11 protein-coding genes and 1 pseudogene are annotated in these 15838 nt (G+C 70.0%); 3 read left to right on the top strand and 9 right to left on the bottom strand.

All coding sequences use genetic code 11. From position 1 onward, the window contains the following. Positions 1-36 precede the first annotated feature (36 nt). Positions 37-2841 carry a preprotein translocase subunit SecA gene (gene secA / locus OHO83_RS27190; protein ID WP_266671157.1) on the bottom strand — a complete coding sequence of 935 codons (2805 nt, stop codon included), beginning with the start codon at positions 2839-2841 and terminating at the stop codon, positions 37-39. 243 nt (positions 2842-3084) lie between these two features. Here secA and OHO83_RS27185 point away from each other — a divergent pair, with 243 nt between their 5' ends. Together OHO83_RS27185 and OHO83_RS27180 are read left to right on the top strand one after the other, a co-directional pair. Then, complete coding sequence (locus tag OHO83_RS27185) at positions 3085-3657, top strand: GNAT family N-acetyltransferase (RefSeq protein WP_266671159.1); 573 nt, start codon at positions 3085-3087, stop codon at positions 3655-3657. A 111-nt stretch (positions 3658-3768) separates the two neighbouring features. Beyond that, the gene (locus tag OHO83_RS27180; RefSeq protein WP_330279826.1) at positions 3769-4947 is read left to right on the top strand and encodes a winged helix-turn-helix domain-containing protein; all 1179 of its coding nucleotides are present in this window, start codon (positions 3769-3771) and stop codon (positions 4945-4947) included. Positions 4948-5007: 60 nt separating this feature from the next. Here OHO83_RS27180 and OHO83_RS27175 read toward each other — a convergent pair whose 3' ends face one another. The 8 genes and pseudogenes from OHO83_RS27175 to mtnA form a co-directional block, all read right to left on the bottom strand. Beyond that, positions 5008-5763 (bottom strand): response regulator, encoded by a 756-nt coding sequence (locus tag OHO83_RS27175; protein WP_266671163.1) that lies wholly within the window; start codon positions 5761-5763, stop codon positions 5008-5010. A 226-nt stretch (positions 5764-5989) separates the two neighbouring features. After that, positions 5990-6679 carry a ribosome hibernation-promoting factor, HPF/YfiA family gene (gene hpf, locus OHO83_RS27170; RefSeq protein WP_382482117.1) on the bottom strand — a complete coding sequence of 230 codons (690 nt, stop codon included), beginning with the start codon at positions 6677-6679 and terminating at the stop codon, positions 5990-5992. 326 nt (positions 6680-7005) lie between these two features. After that, positions 7006-7587 (bottom strand): ComF family protein, encoded by a 582-nt coding sequence (locus OHO83_RS27165; RefSeq protein ID WP_389574798.1) that lies wholly within the window; start codon positions 7585-7587, stop codon positions 7006-7008. A gap of 455 nt (positions 7588-8042) precedes the next feature. Further along, positions 8043-8358 (bottom strand): annotated as a pseudogene (locus OHO83_RS27160) (ComF family protein); the annotation flags it as partial. A 183-nt stretch (positions 8359-8541) separates the two neighbouring features. Next, complete coding sequence (locus tag OHO83_RS27155; RefSeq protein WP_330280796.1) at positions 8542-10335, bottom strand: LpqB family beta-propeller domain-containing protein; 1794 nt, start codon at positions 10333-10335, stop codon at positions 8542-8544. A gap of 94 nt (positions 10336-10429) precedes the next feature. Continuing rightward, positions 10430-12511 (bottom strand): MtrAB system histidine kinase MtrB, encoded by a 2082-nt coding sequence (gene mtrB / locus OHO83_RS27150; protein WP_266671167.1) that lies wholly within the window; start codon positions 12509-12511, stop codon positions 10430-10432. A gap of 1 nt (position 12512) precedes the next feature. Then, positions 12513-13202 carry a two-component system response regulator MtrA gene (mtrA, locus tag OHO83_RS27145; protein WP_189491636.1) on the bottom strand — a complete coding sequence of 230 codons (690 nt, stop codon included), beginning with the start codon at positions 13200-13202 and terminating at the stop codon, positions 12513-12515. 4 nt (positions 13203-13206) lie between these two features. Then, entirely contained in the window at positions 13207-14355 is a 1149-nt protein-coding gene (gene mtnA / locus OHO83_RS27140) for an S-methyl-5-thioribose-1-phosphate isomerase (protein WP_330279825.1), read from the bottom strand. 140 nt (positions 14356-14495) lie between these two features. Between mtnA and OHO83_RS27135 the strand changes: the two genes are divergently transcribed. Next, positions 14496-15836, top strand: a complete 1341-nt coding sequence (locus OHO83_RS27135) for a glycerophosphoryl diester phosphodiesterase membrane domain-containing protein (protein ID WP_330279824.1) — start codon at positions 14496-14498, stop codon at positions 15834-15836. The last annotated feature ends 2 nt before the right edge of the window (positions 15837-15838 follow it).

Genomic DNA, 15838 nt, shown 5'->3' with positions numbered 1-15838 from the left:
CCCCTTCTCCCACGCTCGGTCAGAGCGCGCCGCGCACTACTTCTTGCGGCGACGCCCGCCCTTCTGCTGCTTGCGGCGCTCCGCGCGCGTGAGGCCGTCGGCCTCGGAACGCGTCGGGCCGTCCTCGGTGACGTAGTCCATCTCGTCCACGCCGCCCTCGGCGTTCGGCGCCTGGAAGTGCAGGCGGTCCGGGCGCTGCGGGGCGTCGAGACCCTTGGCGCGGATCTCGGGACGGCCGACACCGGCCGGCACCGCGTCCTGCTTCTCCAGGGACGGCGCCGAGTCCTGCACCGGGATTTCCTCGACCTGCTGCTCGACCTGGACCTCCAGGTTGAACAGATAGCCGACGGACTCCTCCTTGATGCCCTCCATCATGGCGGTGAACATGTCGAAGCCCTCGCGCTGGTACTCGACCAGCGGGTCCTTCTGCGCCATGGCGCGCAGGCCGATGCCCTCCTGGAGGTAGTCCATCTCGTAGAGGTGCTCACGCCACTTGCGGTCCAGGACGGACAGGACCACGCGGCGCTCCAGCTCACGCATGATCTCGGAGCCGAGCTGCTCCTCACGCGCCGCGTACTGCGCGTGGATGTCGTCCTTGACGGACTCCCCGATGAACTCGGCCGTCAGACCCGCACGGTCACCCGCGGCCTCCTCCAGCTCGTCCACGGTGACCTTCACCGGGTAGAGCTGCTTGAAGGCGCCCCACAGCCGGTCCAGGTCCCACTCCTCGGCGAAGCCCTCGGCGGTCTCGGCGCCGATGTACTCGTCGATCGTGTCGTCCATGAAGTGCTGGATCTGCTCGTGCAGGTCCTCGCCCTCGAGGACACGGCGCCGCTCGCCGTAGATGACCTCACGCTGCCGGTTGAGGACCTCGTCGTACTTGAGGACGTTCTTCCGGGTCTCGAAGTTCTGCTGCTCGACCTGCGACTGGGCCGACGCGATGGCACGCGTGACCATCTTGTTCTCGATCGGCACGTCGTCCGGGACGTTCGCCATCGACATGACGCGCTCGACCATCTGGGCCTTGAACAGGCGCATCAGGTCGTCACCGAGCGACAGGTAGAAACGGGACTCGCCCGGGTCTCCCTGACGGCCGGAACGGCCACGCAGCTGGTTGTCGATACGGCGCGACTCGTGCCGCTCCGTGCCGAGGACGTAGAGCCCGCCGAGGCCCTTGACCTCCTCGAACTCGGCCTTCACCGCCTGCTCGGCCCGCTCCAAGGCGGCCGGCAGCGCGGCAGCCCACTCCTCGACGTGCTCGACCGGGTCGAGGCCGCGCTGACGCAGCTCCGCCTCGGCGAGATCGTCCGGGTTGCCGCCGAGCTTGATGTCGGTGCCTCGACCGGCCATGTTCGTGGCGACGGTGACGGCGCCCTTGCGGCCGGCCTGGGCGACGATCGTCGCCTCACGGTCGTGCTGCTTCGCGTTCAGCACCTCGTGCTGCACGCCGCGCTTGGACAGCTGCTGCGAGAGGTACTCGGACTTCTCGACGGACGTCGTACCGACGAGGATCGGCTGGCCCTGCTCGTGCTTCTCGGCGATGTCGTCGACGACCGCGTCGAACTTGGCGACCTCGGTGCGGTAGATCAGGTCGGCCTGGTCCTTGCGGACCATCGGCTTGTTCGTCGGGATCGGGACGACGCCCAGCTTGTAGATCTGGTGGAACTCGGCGGCCTCGGTCATGGCCGTACCGGTCATGCCGGAGAGCTTGTCGTAGAGGCGGAAGAAGTTCTGCAGGGTGATCGTGGCGAGCGTCTGGTTCTCGTCCTTGATGTCCACCCCTTCCTTCGCCTCGATCGCCTGGTGCATGCCCTCGTTGTAGCGGCGGCCGGCGAGGATACGGCCGGTGTGCTCGTCGACGATCATGACTTCGCCGTCGATGACGACGTAGTCCTTGTCCTTCTTGAACAGTTCCTTCGCCTTGATGGCGTTGTTCAGGTAACCCACGAGCGGCGTGTTCACCGACTCGTAGAGGTTGTCGATGCCCAGCCAGTCCTCGACCTTGGCGACGCCGGGCTCGTGGATGGCGACGGTGCGCTTCTTCTCGTCGACCTCGTAGTCGCCGGTCTCCTCGATGCCCTTCAGCGGGTTACCCGCCTCGCCCTTCTTCAGGCGGGTGACCAACTTCGCGAAGTCGCCGTACCACTTCGTGGCCTGGTCGGCGGGACCGGAGATGATCAGCGGCGTACGGGCCTCGTCGACGAGGATCGAGTCGACCTCGTCGACCACCGCGAAGTTGTGGCCGCGCTGGACGAGCTCGTCCTGGGACCACGCCATGTTGTCGCGCAGGTAGTCGAAGCCGAACTCGTTGTTCGTGCCGTAGGTGATGTCGCAGCTGTACTGCTCGCGGCGCTGCGCCGGCGTCATGTTCGCCAGGATGCAGCCCACGCTGAGGCCGAGGAACTTGTGGACGCGGCCCATCATCTCGGAGTCGCGCTCGGCCAGGTAGTCGTTCACCGTGATCAGGTGAACGCCCTTGCCGGACAGCGCGTTCAGGTACGTGGGGAGCGTGCCGACGAGGGTCTTGCCCTCACCGGTCTTCATCTCGGCCACGTATCCGAGGTGCAGCGCGGCGCCGCCCATCATCTGCACGTCGTAGTGACGCTGGCCGAGGACACGCTTGGAGGCCTCACGGACCGTAGCGAACGCCTCGGGGAGCAGGTCGTCGAGGCTCTCGCCGCCGGCGTACCTCTCCTTGTACTCGTCGGTGAGGGCCCGCAGCTCGGCGTCGGAGAGGCTGACGAAATCCTCTTCGATGGAGTTGACCTGGTCCGCGATGCGGTGCAGCTTGCGCAGGATCTTGCCTTCGCCTGCACGCATGATCTTCGAGAGGACGGACACGGGGGTTGGTCTCCTTGCCGGTCGGGCCTGGCACGGTCGGGTGTGACGGTATAGAGCAACGGCCATCGTATGCGAGGACCCCGGCGCGCCGGGAGGTCTGCCGTAACCACAGCCACACGGACAACGCACGAGGACCGCTCAAGGTGCCGCACGAAGGCGTACACCCCGACTACGAAAGGTAACAGCGCGCTCACCCCGCAAATTCTGCTGGCGCCGGTGTCGGCCTCCGAGCAGAATCGGCCGATGGAACCCGTCGTACTCACCACCGACCGCCTGCGGCTGCGCACGTTCACCGTCGAGGACACCGACGAGGTGTATCTCGCGGCCCAGGACCCCGACATCCAGCGCTGGACCACGATCCCGTCGCCCTACGCGCGCGTGGACGCCGAGCACTTCGTCGGGCGCATGGTCCCGGACGGCTGGCAGGCCGACACGGAGTACACCTTCGCCGTGCGGCTCCAGGAGGACGGCCCCGTGGTCGCCGCCGCGAGCCTGCACCACCCGCGCGCGGGCGCCTGGGAGGTCGGCTTCTGGACCGGCAAGGAGCACCGCGGCCGCGGCTACATGACCGAAACCGTCCTCGCCCTGGCCCACTGGGCCTTCACCGAACTCGCCTGTACGCGCCTGGAATGGCGCGCCGAGGTCGGCAACGTCGGCTCGCGCACCGTCGCCGAGAAGGCCGGCTTCACCATGGAGGGCGTCATGCGGGCGGGCCTGCCCAACAAGGGCGTGCTGCGCGACTGCTGGGTCGCCTCGCTCCTCCCCTCGGACCTCGGCCTCCCGGCGGCGCTGCCCTACCTCCCGGCGCCCGCGTGACGGCGTCCGGCGCCGGGACGGCACCCGGCTCGAGGGCTTCCGGCGCCGCCTGACGGGCAGGGCTTTGCGGTCCCGGCCCGACTGTCAGTGCCGCGCCCTATCGTTCGGGGCATGACGACCACGCCGCGCCCCGCCGCCGAACTCACCGCCGACGAGGCCCGCCGCATCGCGCTGCGGGCCCAGGGGTTCCTCGGCGCGCCGGACCGCAGGGCAGGGGTCCGCGGCGTGCTCCGTCACCTCGGAGCGGTCCAGCTCGACACCATCTCGGTGCTGGCCCGCTCCCACGAACTCATCCCGTACGCACGCCTCGGCGCGGTCGGCCGCAGAACGGTCGAGGACGCGTACTGGACCCCCGGCACATCAGGCGCGCCGCACGCCTTCGAGTACTGGTCGCACGCCGCGTGCATCCTGCCCGTCGAGGAGTGGCCGCACTTCGCGTTCCGCCGCCGCGCCTACCGCACCCGCCCGCACTGGCACCACGACCTGCCCGACGGCGCGTACGAGCAGGTCATCAAGCAGCTGCACACCGAAGGCCCCCTCACGGCTACGGAATTGGGCGGCGCGAAGAACAAGGGCGAGTGGTGGGACTGGTCCGCGGCGAAGGTCGCCGTGGAGCGCGCCCTGATGTACGGCGAGGTGGTGTGCACGCGGCGCCGCAGCTGGAAGCGGGTGTACGACCTCGCCGAGCGCGCCGTCCCGGCCGAGCTGCTCCATGACGACCTCGACGACCGGGAGTGCCTGCGCCGCCTGGTCCGCCTGGCCGGACAGGCCCTGGGCGTCGGCACACGCTCCGACATCGCGGACTACCACCGCCTGAAGAGCGAGCAGTTCGACGCGGTGGTCGAGGACTCGGGCCTGGTTCCCGTGACCGTCCAGGGCTGGGGGAAGCCGGCATGGGCGGACCCGGCGGCCCTGGAGACCGTCCCGCGCGGCCGCCACCGTACGACGCTGCTCTCGCCCTTCGACTCCCTGATCTGGGAGCGGGCCCGCACGGAGCGGATCTTCGGCTTCACGCACCGCCTGGAGGCGTACGTCCCCAGGCCGAAGCGGGTGCACGGCTACTTCGCGATGCCGGTCCTCGCGGGCGGGCGCCTGGTGGGCCGCGTCGACCCCGGGCGCGACGGGAGCACGCTGGTCGCCAAGCAGGTCTCCCTGGACGGCCCGAAGGCGGTCCCGGCCGTGGCGGAGGCGCTGCGGGAGGCGGCGCAGTGGGTGGGCTGTCACACGGTCCGGATCGAGCGCGTCGACATGCCGGACCTCAAGCCGGCCCTGGTCACCGCCCTCGACTGACCGCTCTCACCCGGCGGCCGCACCCGGTCGCCACCACCGGCGGCCGTCACCCGGTCGCCGTCACCGGATCTCGAGGATCTTCTCCCGCATCGCGTAGACCACGGCCTCCATCCTGGAGTGCAGCTGCAGCTTCTCCAGGATGTTGCGCACATGGTTCTTCACGGTGTTCTCGGAGATGAACAGTTGCTTCGCGATATCGCGGTTGTTCATACCCGTGGCGACGAGCTTCAGGACCTCCAGCTCGCGGTCGGTCAGCCGCGGAGCGGGGACGAGGCGCCGCTCGTCCGTGCGCTGGATCATCGACTTGAATTCGGTGAGGAGCTTCGACGCCATCGAGGGGCTGATCTGCGACTGCCCGTCGGCCACGGCACGAATGGCCGTCGCCACCTCGTCCGTGGAGATCTCCTTGAGCAGATAGCCCGTCGCGCCCGCCTTGATCGCGTCGTAGAGATCGGCTTCCTCGTCACTGATGGTGAGCATGATGATCTTGGCGCTGGGGGCCACCTCCTTGATGGAGGTGCACGCCTCGATCCCACCGCGCTTGGGCATCCGCACATCCATCAGGATGATGTCGGGCAGCAGGTCGGCCGCCTTGTCCACGGCCTCGGCGCCGTCACCCGCCTCGCCGACGACCTGGATGTCCTCCTCGGCCGCGAGAACGATCTCCAGCCCGCGCCGGAACAGCGCGTGGTCATCCACCACGAGGACCCGGATCGGCTCCTTGCGCGGCGCGCTCTCGTCCGGGCCCATGCCCGGGACACCGTCACCGGCCGCACCGGCGCCGTCGTCCCGCATCGGTCCGAAGCTGTCCGCCATCGTTCCTCCCCCTGAAGGCCATGGCCCGTCTTCCAGTGCCACGCCAACCCGAGGCAGCGGCACACCGGTTGACCCGGCACGGCCATGCTTTCATGCCTTGGCGTCGGTGCGGTGACAGAGCGGTGTGCACGGGGGTCGCACGATGGTGCCCCCGGGGGCGCACACGCTCCCAGGGGCACCATTTCCGGCTGTCTCCCGCGGGCTCAGCGGTGTTGTTCCGCCTGCCTCAGCCGCCCAGCGCCCCGCCCGCTTCGGACGACTGCGCCTGGGCGACCATCGGGTCGGTGTTGAGGTGGATCACGCCGTAGTCGTAGGCGTGGCGCCGGTAGACGACGCTGGGCTCCTTGGTCTCGGAGTCGACGAAGAGGTAGAAGTCGTGCCCGACCAGCTCCATCTCGTAGAGCGCCTGGTCGAGCGACATGGGCGCAGCGACGTGCGTCTTCTCGCGAACGATGAGCGGGCCTTCGCCCTGGACCTCGAGGGAGCCGATCCTCTTGGTCGGCACTCCGCCGGGCTCCTCGCTGTTGACCACTGAGCCGTCCCCGTTCAGAGTCGCCGTGGGGACGACATCGGGGACTTCGGCGGCCGTGAGCCTGCCGCTTCCGCGGCGGGTGGACCGCTTGCTGTGTTCCTTGCGCAGGCGCGCCTCGAGCTTGTCCGTAGCCAGGTCGAGCGCCGCATACGGGTCGCTGGCCGCCGCCTCCGCCCTGATGACCGGGCCACGCGTGCGGAGTGTGATCTCTACGCGGTCGCAGCGGTCGGCCTGTCGGGGGTTGGGCTCCTTGGACACCTCCACGTCGAGGCTGATCACCTTGCCGTCGAACTTCTGGATCTTCTCCAGCTTCAGCTTCTCGGCCACGTGCTTGCGGAACCGCTCGGGCACCTCTGTCTTGCGGCCCTTGACGACGATGTCCACGCAGAACTCCGTTCCCGGATCGCCCCGCTCCATCGGCGGAGCATCTCCCTGTTGCACCAGACTCCGGCCACTTCCGGAGTCTCTGACTCGGCGACTTCCACCTCCTCCTCCCCCATGGACAAGATCTACACCCCATCATCGCGGGTGATTGCCGAAAAAACATGCGGCACCCACGACATCGGCATTCTCGATTGCCGAGGACGGCGTCAACCATTCCTCACAACCGAACATATCTCGCCCGGACGGATGTCGTCACCCTCTACTGACGCGTACCTCCATTCAGGTGAATTGACCCTCTCACTACCTGCAACGACGCAGGTTTACGCTCAGTTCCGGTTTATTTCGAAAGAACCCGGAGAGGAGGCCACCACGGCCGCGCTGATCGAGTTGCGCGGGGGCAATTCCCGTGCTGTTTCCACCCATCCCGGCCTGAACCCGTCGCTCTCATCCTCTGCCGTCCTGACCACCGCCGCATGTATTGCGCGGGCCGCCTCCGCCAATGAGGCGCCCGTGGTCATGACGTCGTCGACCAACACGATCCGGCCACCCGAGGCGAGGAGCGCACGGGCTCCCGCGGGCACCTCCAGAGCACCGGCGAGATTGGCCAGGCGCTGCCGCGAGTCGAGTCCGGCCTGATCGGCAACGGCCCGCTTCTGACGCAACGCGGCCAGCACCCGGGCAGGCACTCCCGCCCGACGCAGCTCAGCCGCAGCGGCATACGCAATGCGCCGCGAAGGATCATGCCCACGCGCCCGAACGGCCTTCCGAGCGGAGGGAACGGGAACCAGAAGGAGGGGGGTGCAGGGTTGGATGCGGACGGCTGGCTGGGCGGGCGGGGCCGACTTTGTGGACACGGCCAGTCGGGTGGGCACGACTGATTGGGTGGGCGCGCTTGCCGGGGCTCGCATGCTTGCTGGGGTGGGCGCGCTTGCCGGGGCTCGCGTGCCCGCCTGGGGTCGAGTGTCCGCCTGGGTTCGAGTGTTCGCCGGGGCATGCAGGCTTGCTGAGGTTCGAGCGCTTGCTGGGGTGCGGTCGCCTGCTGAGCCACGCACGCCTGCTTGGGTGCGGTCCCCCGCCGAGGTTCGCGCACCTGCTTGGGTGCGGTCCCCCGCCGAGGTTCGCGCACCTGCTTGGGTGCGGTCCCCCGCCGAGGTTCGCGCACCTGCTTGGGTGCGGTCCCCCGCCGAGGTTCGCGCACCTGCTTGGGTGCGGTCGCCCGCCGAGGTTCGCGCACCTGCTTGCGTGCCGTCGCCTACTGGGCCACGCACGCCACGTACCTGGGTGTGCATGTCTCGCTGCGTACGCGTGTGTGCCGGGGTACGTCCATCGGCCTGTGTACGCCCTTCTACGGGGCCCCCGCCCCCTCTCCCTCCCCCATCCCCCGCTTCGCTCAGTCCCGCCCGCACCGCCCCCGCGAGGGCCGCGCCCAGGGGCTCCGCCAGACCCAGTGCCCCCCGCTCCTTGTGCGCGAGCAGTACGGCCCGTACCGCGTGCTGGTACGGAGCGGCCGCGTGCACCACCGGCAGCCCCGGCGGCTCCGGGCTCGGCCGCACCCGGCCCGGCGCACCGCCGTACAGGGCGTCCCTGCAGCGCGCGCAGAGCGCCGTACGCGGCCGACCGCAGCCTCCACACTCGGCCGGCAGCACAAGATTTCCGAGGTCCTGCAACCACCCCCGCATGTCCACCACTGTGCCAAGAGGGGCGCGCTGCGACCACCCCTGTGGATAACCCCCTGTGGATAACTCCCGGACGGACACACTCCGTTGCAATCGGAGGACTCAACTCCGTACGACGGGAGGGGGAACGGTGAATTTCATGCCGTCCCGCCGCCCGCCGGCTCCTTCTATCCCGGGTGGACGGGCCTATCCCGGGTAGACGGGCGCCGTCCCGTCCTTGAGCACCGTCTGCCACGGCAGACCCGGCGGCAGCCTGACGATCCCGTCGTCCGAGTGGGCGACGAGTGGCAGGCGGTCGTCCTCGGACGCCGCGATCTCCTTCACGCCCGTCAGGCCGGGCAGCGCCTGCCCCGTCGGCGCCGAGCCGTCGCACTGGACGTAACTCAGCTGCTGCACGCCCCCGGACTCGCGTCCGACGACCACGAGTCGGCTTCCACCGGCCCACGACATGGCCGTGACCTGCTCCATCTGAGGTGCCGCGGCGCGCAGTTCGTCGACCGAGACCGTCGGCTTGCCGTCCGGTCCCACGTCGCGTTCGACGCGCCCGATCCGCAGCGTGGTCTTGCCGTTCTCGGCCACGAGCAGCGCGATCCGCACTCCGTCGGCCGACATCTTCACGGCCTCGATGCGTCCGCCGTCGAGACCGGAGACGTCGGCTTCGTGGATCTCGTTCGCCAAGCCCCGGCCGAACATCAGCAGCCGTGGTTTCTTCGGGTCACGGTCGGCCACCCACAGGTCGCCGAGTCCGTCCCAACTGGGCGTCGTCAGCCGGTCCTTCTCGGACTTGGCATTGCTGCGCACGACAGGGTCGCCGAGCGAGGCGCCCGCCACCAGCGACCCGACGAACAGGGCGCTGCCGTTGTTCGACACCGCCGCGGCCTGTGCCTCGTCGCGCGAGACGGCGACCGAGCGCATCCGCTGCTCGCCGTCGCCGAGCGGCCCCGGCACCCGCTCCGGGTCCTTAGTGGTGCGAGAGGCGCCCGACATCTGTACGAGCCGTCCCTTGTCGTCCAGGAAGTACTGGTCGTCGGAGGGCCCGGAGGTGCGCGGCTCCACGAGGGCCTCGGCACCGCTCTCGCTCAGGACGCACAGTTGCGACCCGTTCGACCGCTCGAGCTCGATCTGCGACACGTTCGCCGACGTCACATCCCTCAGGGAGAAGAGGAGTTGGGCGGCCATCTCCTTGCAGCGGGCCTGCCCGACGTGGTCGGCCTTCGCGTTCAGCGGGACCTTCAGATTGTTCTCGTCGTCGGGCGCGAGGGATTTCACGCCCTCGCGCAGCCGCGTGTCGGAGGGGAACGTCGTGGTCACGACCGGGTTCAGCCAGTGCGTGGGTCCCGCGAGAAGGGCCCGCACCGTCTGTGTGAGGGGGTCTATCCACTGACGTACGTACACGGGGTCGGCGACCAGCCTCTTCTGACGGTTCGTCGAACCCGAACCCGAACCCTCACTGCTCTGTGCGCCGCCGGAGGACTCCTCGTCCAGCGCGAAGTAGTACTTGTTGACGGACTGGTAGATGCGCTGGAAGTCGGACTGCCCGAGGACGACGCCCTGCGGCAGCCCGTCGATGCGCCACTGCTTGCCCTTGGGCCCGTTCTCCTGCACGAGGTGCAGCGTCTTGCTGTAGGGGGTGCCGTCGGGCCGGTACGCCTGCTGCTGGTCGACGAACGCGACCTGATGGCCGCTCAGTCTGAACGTACGGCCCTCTTCGCCGGCGCTGGGCCTGCTCGCCGGTCCTGTGCTCGGTCCGTCCGTGAGGACGGTGGTGCGCTCCTCGGGGTGCCAGCCCTTGGCGGCCTTCTCCGTGAGGTACTTGCGCGCCATCGTGTACTGCGGGTCGTCGCTGGTCAGCGCCTCGAGGAAGCCTTCGACGATGCTGACGGGCCCGGCGTTCTCGCGGGGCGGCATCGCGAAGACCCGCACCTGTGAGTCGGGGCGCTGCGACGCCTCCACGGCCTGGAGTCCGCCGTTGTCCGGCATGGACGCGCAGCCGCTGAGCACCACTGCGCCGCAGCCGAGCAGCACACCTGTACGCAGCCCGCGCCGCCGTCCGGCCAACGGTGGCCGCCCCCGCTCACCGCGCACGCCCGCCCCCACTTTCCTCGCCGCTGCCGGCGGCCCCCTCGGCCGGTCCGGCCTGCTCTTCCCGGGGCCCTTCCGGACCCCTTGTGTCCTGACTGCGTGTCGCCGGTACGGCGGTGTCGCCGCGGGCCACGACCCGTGATCCGTTCCCGGGCAGTGCCGCGGGATCGACCGCGTACCGGGGTGCGGCCGGTTCCTTCGCCGGTACGGGCGACGGCACGCGGGACGCGCCCGCTGTCTGCGCCGGAACTGTCGCGAGCTTGCCGGCGCCCCCGCCGAGCGGAAGCCCTGCCTCGCTCAGGCCGCGGTTGCGCCGTGAGTCCTCCGGCTCCAGCGGTATCGGGGACCCGCGCAGGGGTTCGTCCGCCGTCCGCGGCAGTGTCAGCCGGAACTGTGAGCCGCCGCCGGGCTCGCCCCAGGCCTGGAGCCAGCCGCCGTGCAGCCGGGCGTCCTCGAGGGCGATGGACAGGCCGAGGCCCGTGCCGCCGGTGGTACGCGCGCGTGCCGGGTCGGCGCGCCAGAAGCGGCTGAAGACGCGGGTGGCTTCGCCGGGCTTGAGGCCCACGCCGTAGTCGCGTACGGCGACGGCGACCGCGCCGCCGGCCGCGGCGAGCCGCACCACGACGTCCTTGCCTTCGCCGTGCTCCACGGCGTTGACGACGAGATTGCGCAGGACGCGCTCCACTCGCCGGGCGTCCGCCTCGGCGACCACGGGCTGCTGGTCCCCGACGATCCGCACGTGGGTGCCCTTGTGCTCGGCGAGCGGCTCGGCGCCGCCCACCACACGCCGTACGACTTCCCGCAGGTCTATCGGCTCCGCCTCCAGGGCGGCCGCGCCCGCGTCGAAGCGGCTGATCTCGAGGAGGTCCGAGAGGAGTGACTCGAACCGGTCCAGCTGATCGGCGAGCAGTTCCGCCGACCGCGCGGTGACCGGGTCGAAGTCCACGCGCGCGTCGTGGATCACGTCGGCGGCCATACGCACCGTGGTCAGCGGCGTCCGCAGCTCGTGCGACACGTCGGACACGAAGCGTCGCTGCATCCGCGAGAGGTCCTCGAGCTGCTGGATCTTCGTGTGCAGGTTCTGCGCCATCTTGTTGAAGGCTTCACCGAGCCGGGCGATGTCGTCCTCGCCGGTGACCTTCATACGTTCCTGGAGGCGTCCCGCGGACAGCCTCTCGGCGACGCCCGCCGCCATCCGTACAGGCGTGACGACCTGCCGTACGACCAGCCAGGCGATGGCGCCGAGCAGCACCACGACGAACAGCCCGGCCGTGGCGAGCGTGCCCTTGACCAGGCCGAGCGACTTCTCCTCCTGGGTGAGCGGGAAGAGGTAGTACAGCTGGTAGGCGTGGCCCTTCGGGTCGGTCATCTGTTTGCCGATGACGAGGCCGGGCTGGGAGTCCTTGCCGTCCTCGTAGACGATGCGCGTGTACTCCTGGGACGCGCCCGTCATCTTCTCGACCCGTTCGCGCAGGTCGTCGGGGACGCTGGGGTCGAGGACCCCGCCGGAGGCCCGCGGTCCTCGCACGCTGTCGCCGCTGTCGGCTCCGGGCGGGCTGAGCGTCACCACGTCGAAGGCGCTCTGGCCGCCGGAGGAGAGCTGGGTGACCAGCTCACTCATCCAGTTGTTCGTGTTCAGGGGGGCGCGGCTGTCCGTGGGCGCGCCGTCGCGCGCCCCGGCCGCGGCTGTGTCGGCCTTGTCCTTGGCGGCCCGGAAGCCGCCCTCGGCCTGGCTCTGCGACGCCTTGACCTTGGCGTCGAGCAGGCCGTTGCGTACGGAGCCGATGACGACGATGCCGAGCAGCAGTACGACGCCGAGCGACATCAGGAGCGTCGTGACGACGATCTTGAGCTGGATGTTGCGCCGCCACAGGCGCATGGCGGGCAGCAGCGGCCGCCGCACCCAGCGCGTGAACAGGCGCAGCACGGGGCTGCCCTTCATTCCGCCCTGGAGCAGCAGACCGCCGTCGAGGAGCCGGCGCAGCACCGAGCCACGCCCGGCCTTCGGTCCCACAGGCCGCCCCGAGCGGATTCCCGGCCCCCCGGGTGCCGGAGCGGCACTGTCTCGGGACATATCAGCTCGGTCCGGCCTTGTAACCGACGCCACGGACGGTCACCACGATCTCCGGACGCTCGGGGTCCTTCTCGACCTTCGAGCGCAGCCGCTGCACATGCACGTTCACCAGGCGGGTGTCGGCCGCGTGCCGATAGCCCCACACCTGCTCGAGGAGGACTTCACGCGTGAACACCTGCCACGGCTTGCGGGCGAGCGCCACCAGGAGGTCGAACTCCAGCGGCGTCAGCGCGATCGACTGCCCTTCCCGCTTCACGGAGTGCCCGGCCACGTCGATGACCAGGTCGCCGATGGCGAGCTGCTCGGGCGCGGGCTCCTCGGACCTCCGCAGCCGCGCCCTGATACGGGCCACGAGCTCCTTCGGCTTGAACGGCTTCACGATGTAGTCGTCGGCGCCGGACTCGAGGCCCACCACGACGTCCACCGTGTCGCTCTTCGCGGTCAGCATCACGATCGGCACCCCGGACTCCGCCCTGATCAGGCGGCACACCTCGATGCCGTCCCGGCCGGGAAGCATCAGGTCCAGCAGGACCAGATCCGGCTTGGACTCCCGGAAAGCGGCCAGCGCCTTGTCGCCGTCAGCTACGAACGACGGCTCAAAACCTTCACCACGCAGCACAATGCCGAGCATCTCGGCCAGTGCGGTGTCGTCGTCGACGACAAGGACTCGTCCCTTCATAGGCCACATCATCCCATTAGCTAATCGTTACCTGGCGTGACCTGGCACACAGCTCGCCCAGTCCTTCAGCTGTCACAGGGGAAATCACTCCCCACTCTGTGACGATCGCCGTCACCAACTCGGGCGGCGTCACATCGAAAGCGGGGTTGTACGCCTGCGTCCCCAGCGGAGCCACCGGAATCACGCCACCCGCCTCAATCCCGGTCATCGACACCTGGGGTGCCGTGATCTCCGTCACTTCATGTCCGGCCCTCTGCTCCACCTCGACGGACGCTCCGTCGGGGGTGTCCGGGTCCACGGTCGTACTCGGCGCCACCACGATGAACGGCACGTGGTGGTACTTCGCAAGAACCGCAAGCGGATAGGTCCCCACCTTGTTCGCGACGGAACCGTCCGCCGCGATCCGGTCGGCCCCGACCAGCACCGCGTCCACCTCGCCGGCCGCGAACAGCGACCCCGCCGCATTATCCGTGAGCAGCGTGTATGCCATCCCCGCCCGCGCCGCCTCGTACGCGGTGAGTCGCGAGCCCTGGAGCAGCGGCCGTGTCTCGTCGACCCACAGCCGGGTCAGCCGTCCCACCCGGTGCGCGGCGAGCGCCACGGCGAACGCGGTGCCCTCGCCCCCGGAGACCAGCGCCCCCGAGTTGCAGTGTGTGAGGATCCGGTGCTGTCCGCCCGGCAGCATCTCGTCGAGCAGCGCGAGGCCGTGCCCGGCCATGGCGGTACTGGCGTCGGCGTCCTCCTGGTGGAGCGCCCGCGCGGCGGCGAGTGCGTCCCGGGCGGCCCGCTCCCGGTCCCCCTCGGCCCCGAGCCCGGCTCGGTACGCCGCATGAGCCCGGCGCACGCCTCTGGCGAGATTCACCGCGGTGGGCCGCGCGCCGGCCAGCGCGTGGGCCGCCTCGTCCACGTCGAACCCCCGTGCCGCGGCCAGGGCGACCCCGTACGCCCCCGCGATGCCGAGGACTGGCGCTCCCCGCACGGCGAGCGTTCTGATCGCCTGGACGAGCGCCTGCGCGTCGGTACAGACCAGCTCGACCTCCTCCACGGGCAGCCTGGTCTGGTCGAGCAGGACGAGCGCCGGCCCCTCGGCCGGCTCCTCCCATCGGAGTACGGGTATGTCGGTGGGCCGCTTGTCGTCGCCGGTTTGCGCGTACTGATCAGCCATCCGCCCAGTCTGCCCCGTACCAGGCGGACAATTGAAGGTGTGCAGCCCATACAGCACCCGGTCAACTCCGAGCCACACCGTGGCACGATGGGCGCCAAGCTGCCGCCGCGACCGCGGACGGGCACCGTGAAGGAGCGACGATGAACGACACTCCGGGCTGGGCCTCGCCCGGATCTGCCCCCTCCGACGGCCAGGACGACCAGCCTGCGCAGGACGGCCAGGACGGCCCCTCCGGCGACGGCAAGGACGCCGCTCCCGACCCGAAGTGGTCCAAGGAGCAGCCGCCGCCGGCGCAGTGGTCCGCCCCATCCGGCACCGGCCGGACCCCGCCCCCTCCGTCGCCTCCGGCCCAGGGCTGGGGCGGCGGATCCTCCGGCGGCCCCGCGGGCCCCGGCGGCCACGGAGGTGGTGGCTACGGCGGTGGTGGCGGTTACGGCGGCCCAGGCGGTGGCTACGGCGCCGGATGGGGCTCCTGGCAGGGCAGGCCCCCGGCCGCCAAGCCCGGCGTCATCCCGCTGCGCCCGCTCGGCGTCGGCGAGATCCTCGACGGCGCCGTGTCGACGATGCGCGCGCACTGGCGCACCGTCCTCGGGATCTCGCTCTCCGTGGCCGTACTCATCGAGATCGTCGTCGTCCTCCTCCAGGGCCTCGTCCTGAACAGCTCGACGAACACGGACGCCCTCGACGACCCGAGCGCGACCGCGAGCGAACTGACGCGAGCCGTGGGCGACACCCTGCTGAGCTCGGGCGTCGTCCAGATCGTCTACCTGCTCGGCACCATCGTCGCCACGGCCCTGCTCACGACCGTGACCAGCCGGGCCGTCCTCGGCAAGTCCGTGACGACCGGGGAGGCCTGGAAGGACGCCAAGCCCCAGCTCCTCAAGCTGGCCGGCCTGACGCTCCTCCTGCCACTCATCGCCGCCGCCGTCCTGCTCGTCTGCATGCTGCCCGGCATCCTCGTCGCCGCGTTGAGCTCCTCGGACTCCGGCGCCCCCCTCATCGCCCTCGGCGCCCTCGGCGGTGCCGTCCTGGCGATCTGGCTGATGATCCGCTTCTCGCTCGCCTCGCCCGCCCTGATGCTGGAGAAGCAGAGCATCCTGAAGTCGATGAGCCGCTCCGCCAAGCTGGTCCGCGGCTCCTGGTGGCGGGTCTTCGGCATCCAGCTGCTGGCCGGGATCATCGCCGGACTCGTCTCGTCGATCATCGTCATCCCGTTCACCTTCCTCGCCGCCGCGCTCGGGGGCGAAGGCGTCAGCGGACTCCTCGACGGCGGCACCGGCGACCTCGGCTGGACGTTCCTCATCGTCACCGGCGTCGGCTCCGTGATCGGCTCCATGCTCACGTTCCCGATCACGGCCGGCGTCACCGTGCTCCTGTACATCGACCAGCGCATCCGCCGCGAGGCCCTCGACCTCGAACTCGGCCGCGCGGCAGGCCTCCAGGGTTACGGCGACACCACGAGCCCCACCTCGGGGAGCTGATG

It is taken from the genome of Streptomyces sp. NBC_00569 (assembly GCF_036345255.1).
Taxonomy (GTDB): Bacteria; Actinomycetota; Actinomycetes; order Streptomycetales; family Streptomycetaceae; genus Streptomyces.
Note: the sequence above shows the minus strand (reverse complement) of the source record. Positions and strands in the feature narration are given on the sequence as shown.

Excerpts from the sequence above, each read along its gene's own strand:
- mtrA (WP_189491636.1), bottom strand. The coding sequence starts at position 13,202 with ATGATGTGGCCTATGAAGGGACGAGTCCTTGTCGTCGACGACGACACC.
- OHO83_RS27165 (WP_389574798.1), bottom strand. The coding sequence starts at position 7,587 with ATGCGAGCCCCGGCAAGCGCGCCCACCCAATCAGTCGTGCCCACCCGA.
- mtnA (WP_330279825.1), bottom strand. The coding sequence starts at position 14,355 with ATGGCTGATCAGTACGCGCAAACCGGCGACGACAAGCGGCCCACCGAC.
- OHO83_RS27185 (WP_266671159.1), top strand. The coding sequence starts at position 3,085 with ATGGAACCCGTCGTACTCACCACCGACCGCCTGCGGCTGCGCACGTTC.
- OHO83_RS27180 (WP_330279826.1), top strand. The coding sequence starts at position 3,769 with ATGACGACCACGCCGCGCCCCGCCGCCGAACTCACCGCCGACGAGGCC.
- OHO83_RS27135 (WP_330279824.1), top strand. The coding sequence starts at position 14,496 with ATGAACGACACTCCGGGCTGGGCCTCGCCCGGATCTGCCCCCTCCGAC.
- OHO83_RS27155 (WP_330280796.1), bottom strand. The coding sequence starts at position 10,335 with ATGCCGGACAACGGCGGACTCCAGGCCGTGGAGGCGTCGCAGCGCCCC.
- OHO83_RS27175 (WP_266671163.1), bottom strand. The coding sequence starts at position 5,763 with ATGGCGGACAGCTTCGGACCGATGCGGGACGACGGCGCCGGTGCGGCC.
- mtrB (WP_266671167.1), bottom strand. The coding sequence starts at position 12,511 with ATGTCCCGAGACAGTGCCGCTCCGGCACCCGGGGGGCCGGGAATCCGC.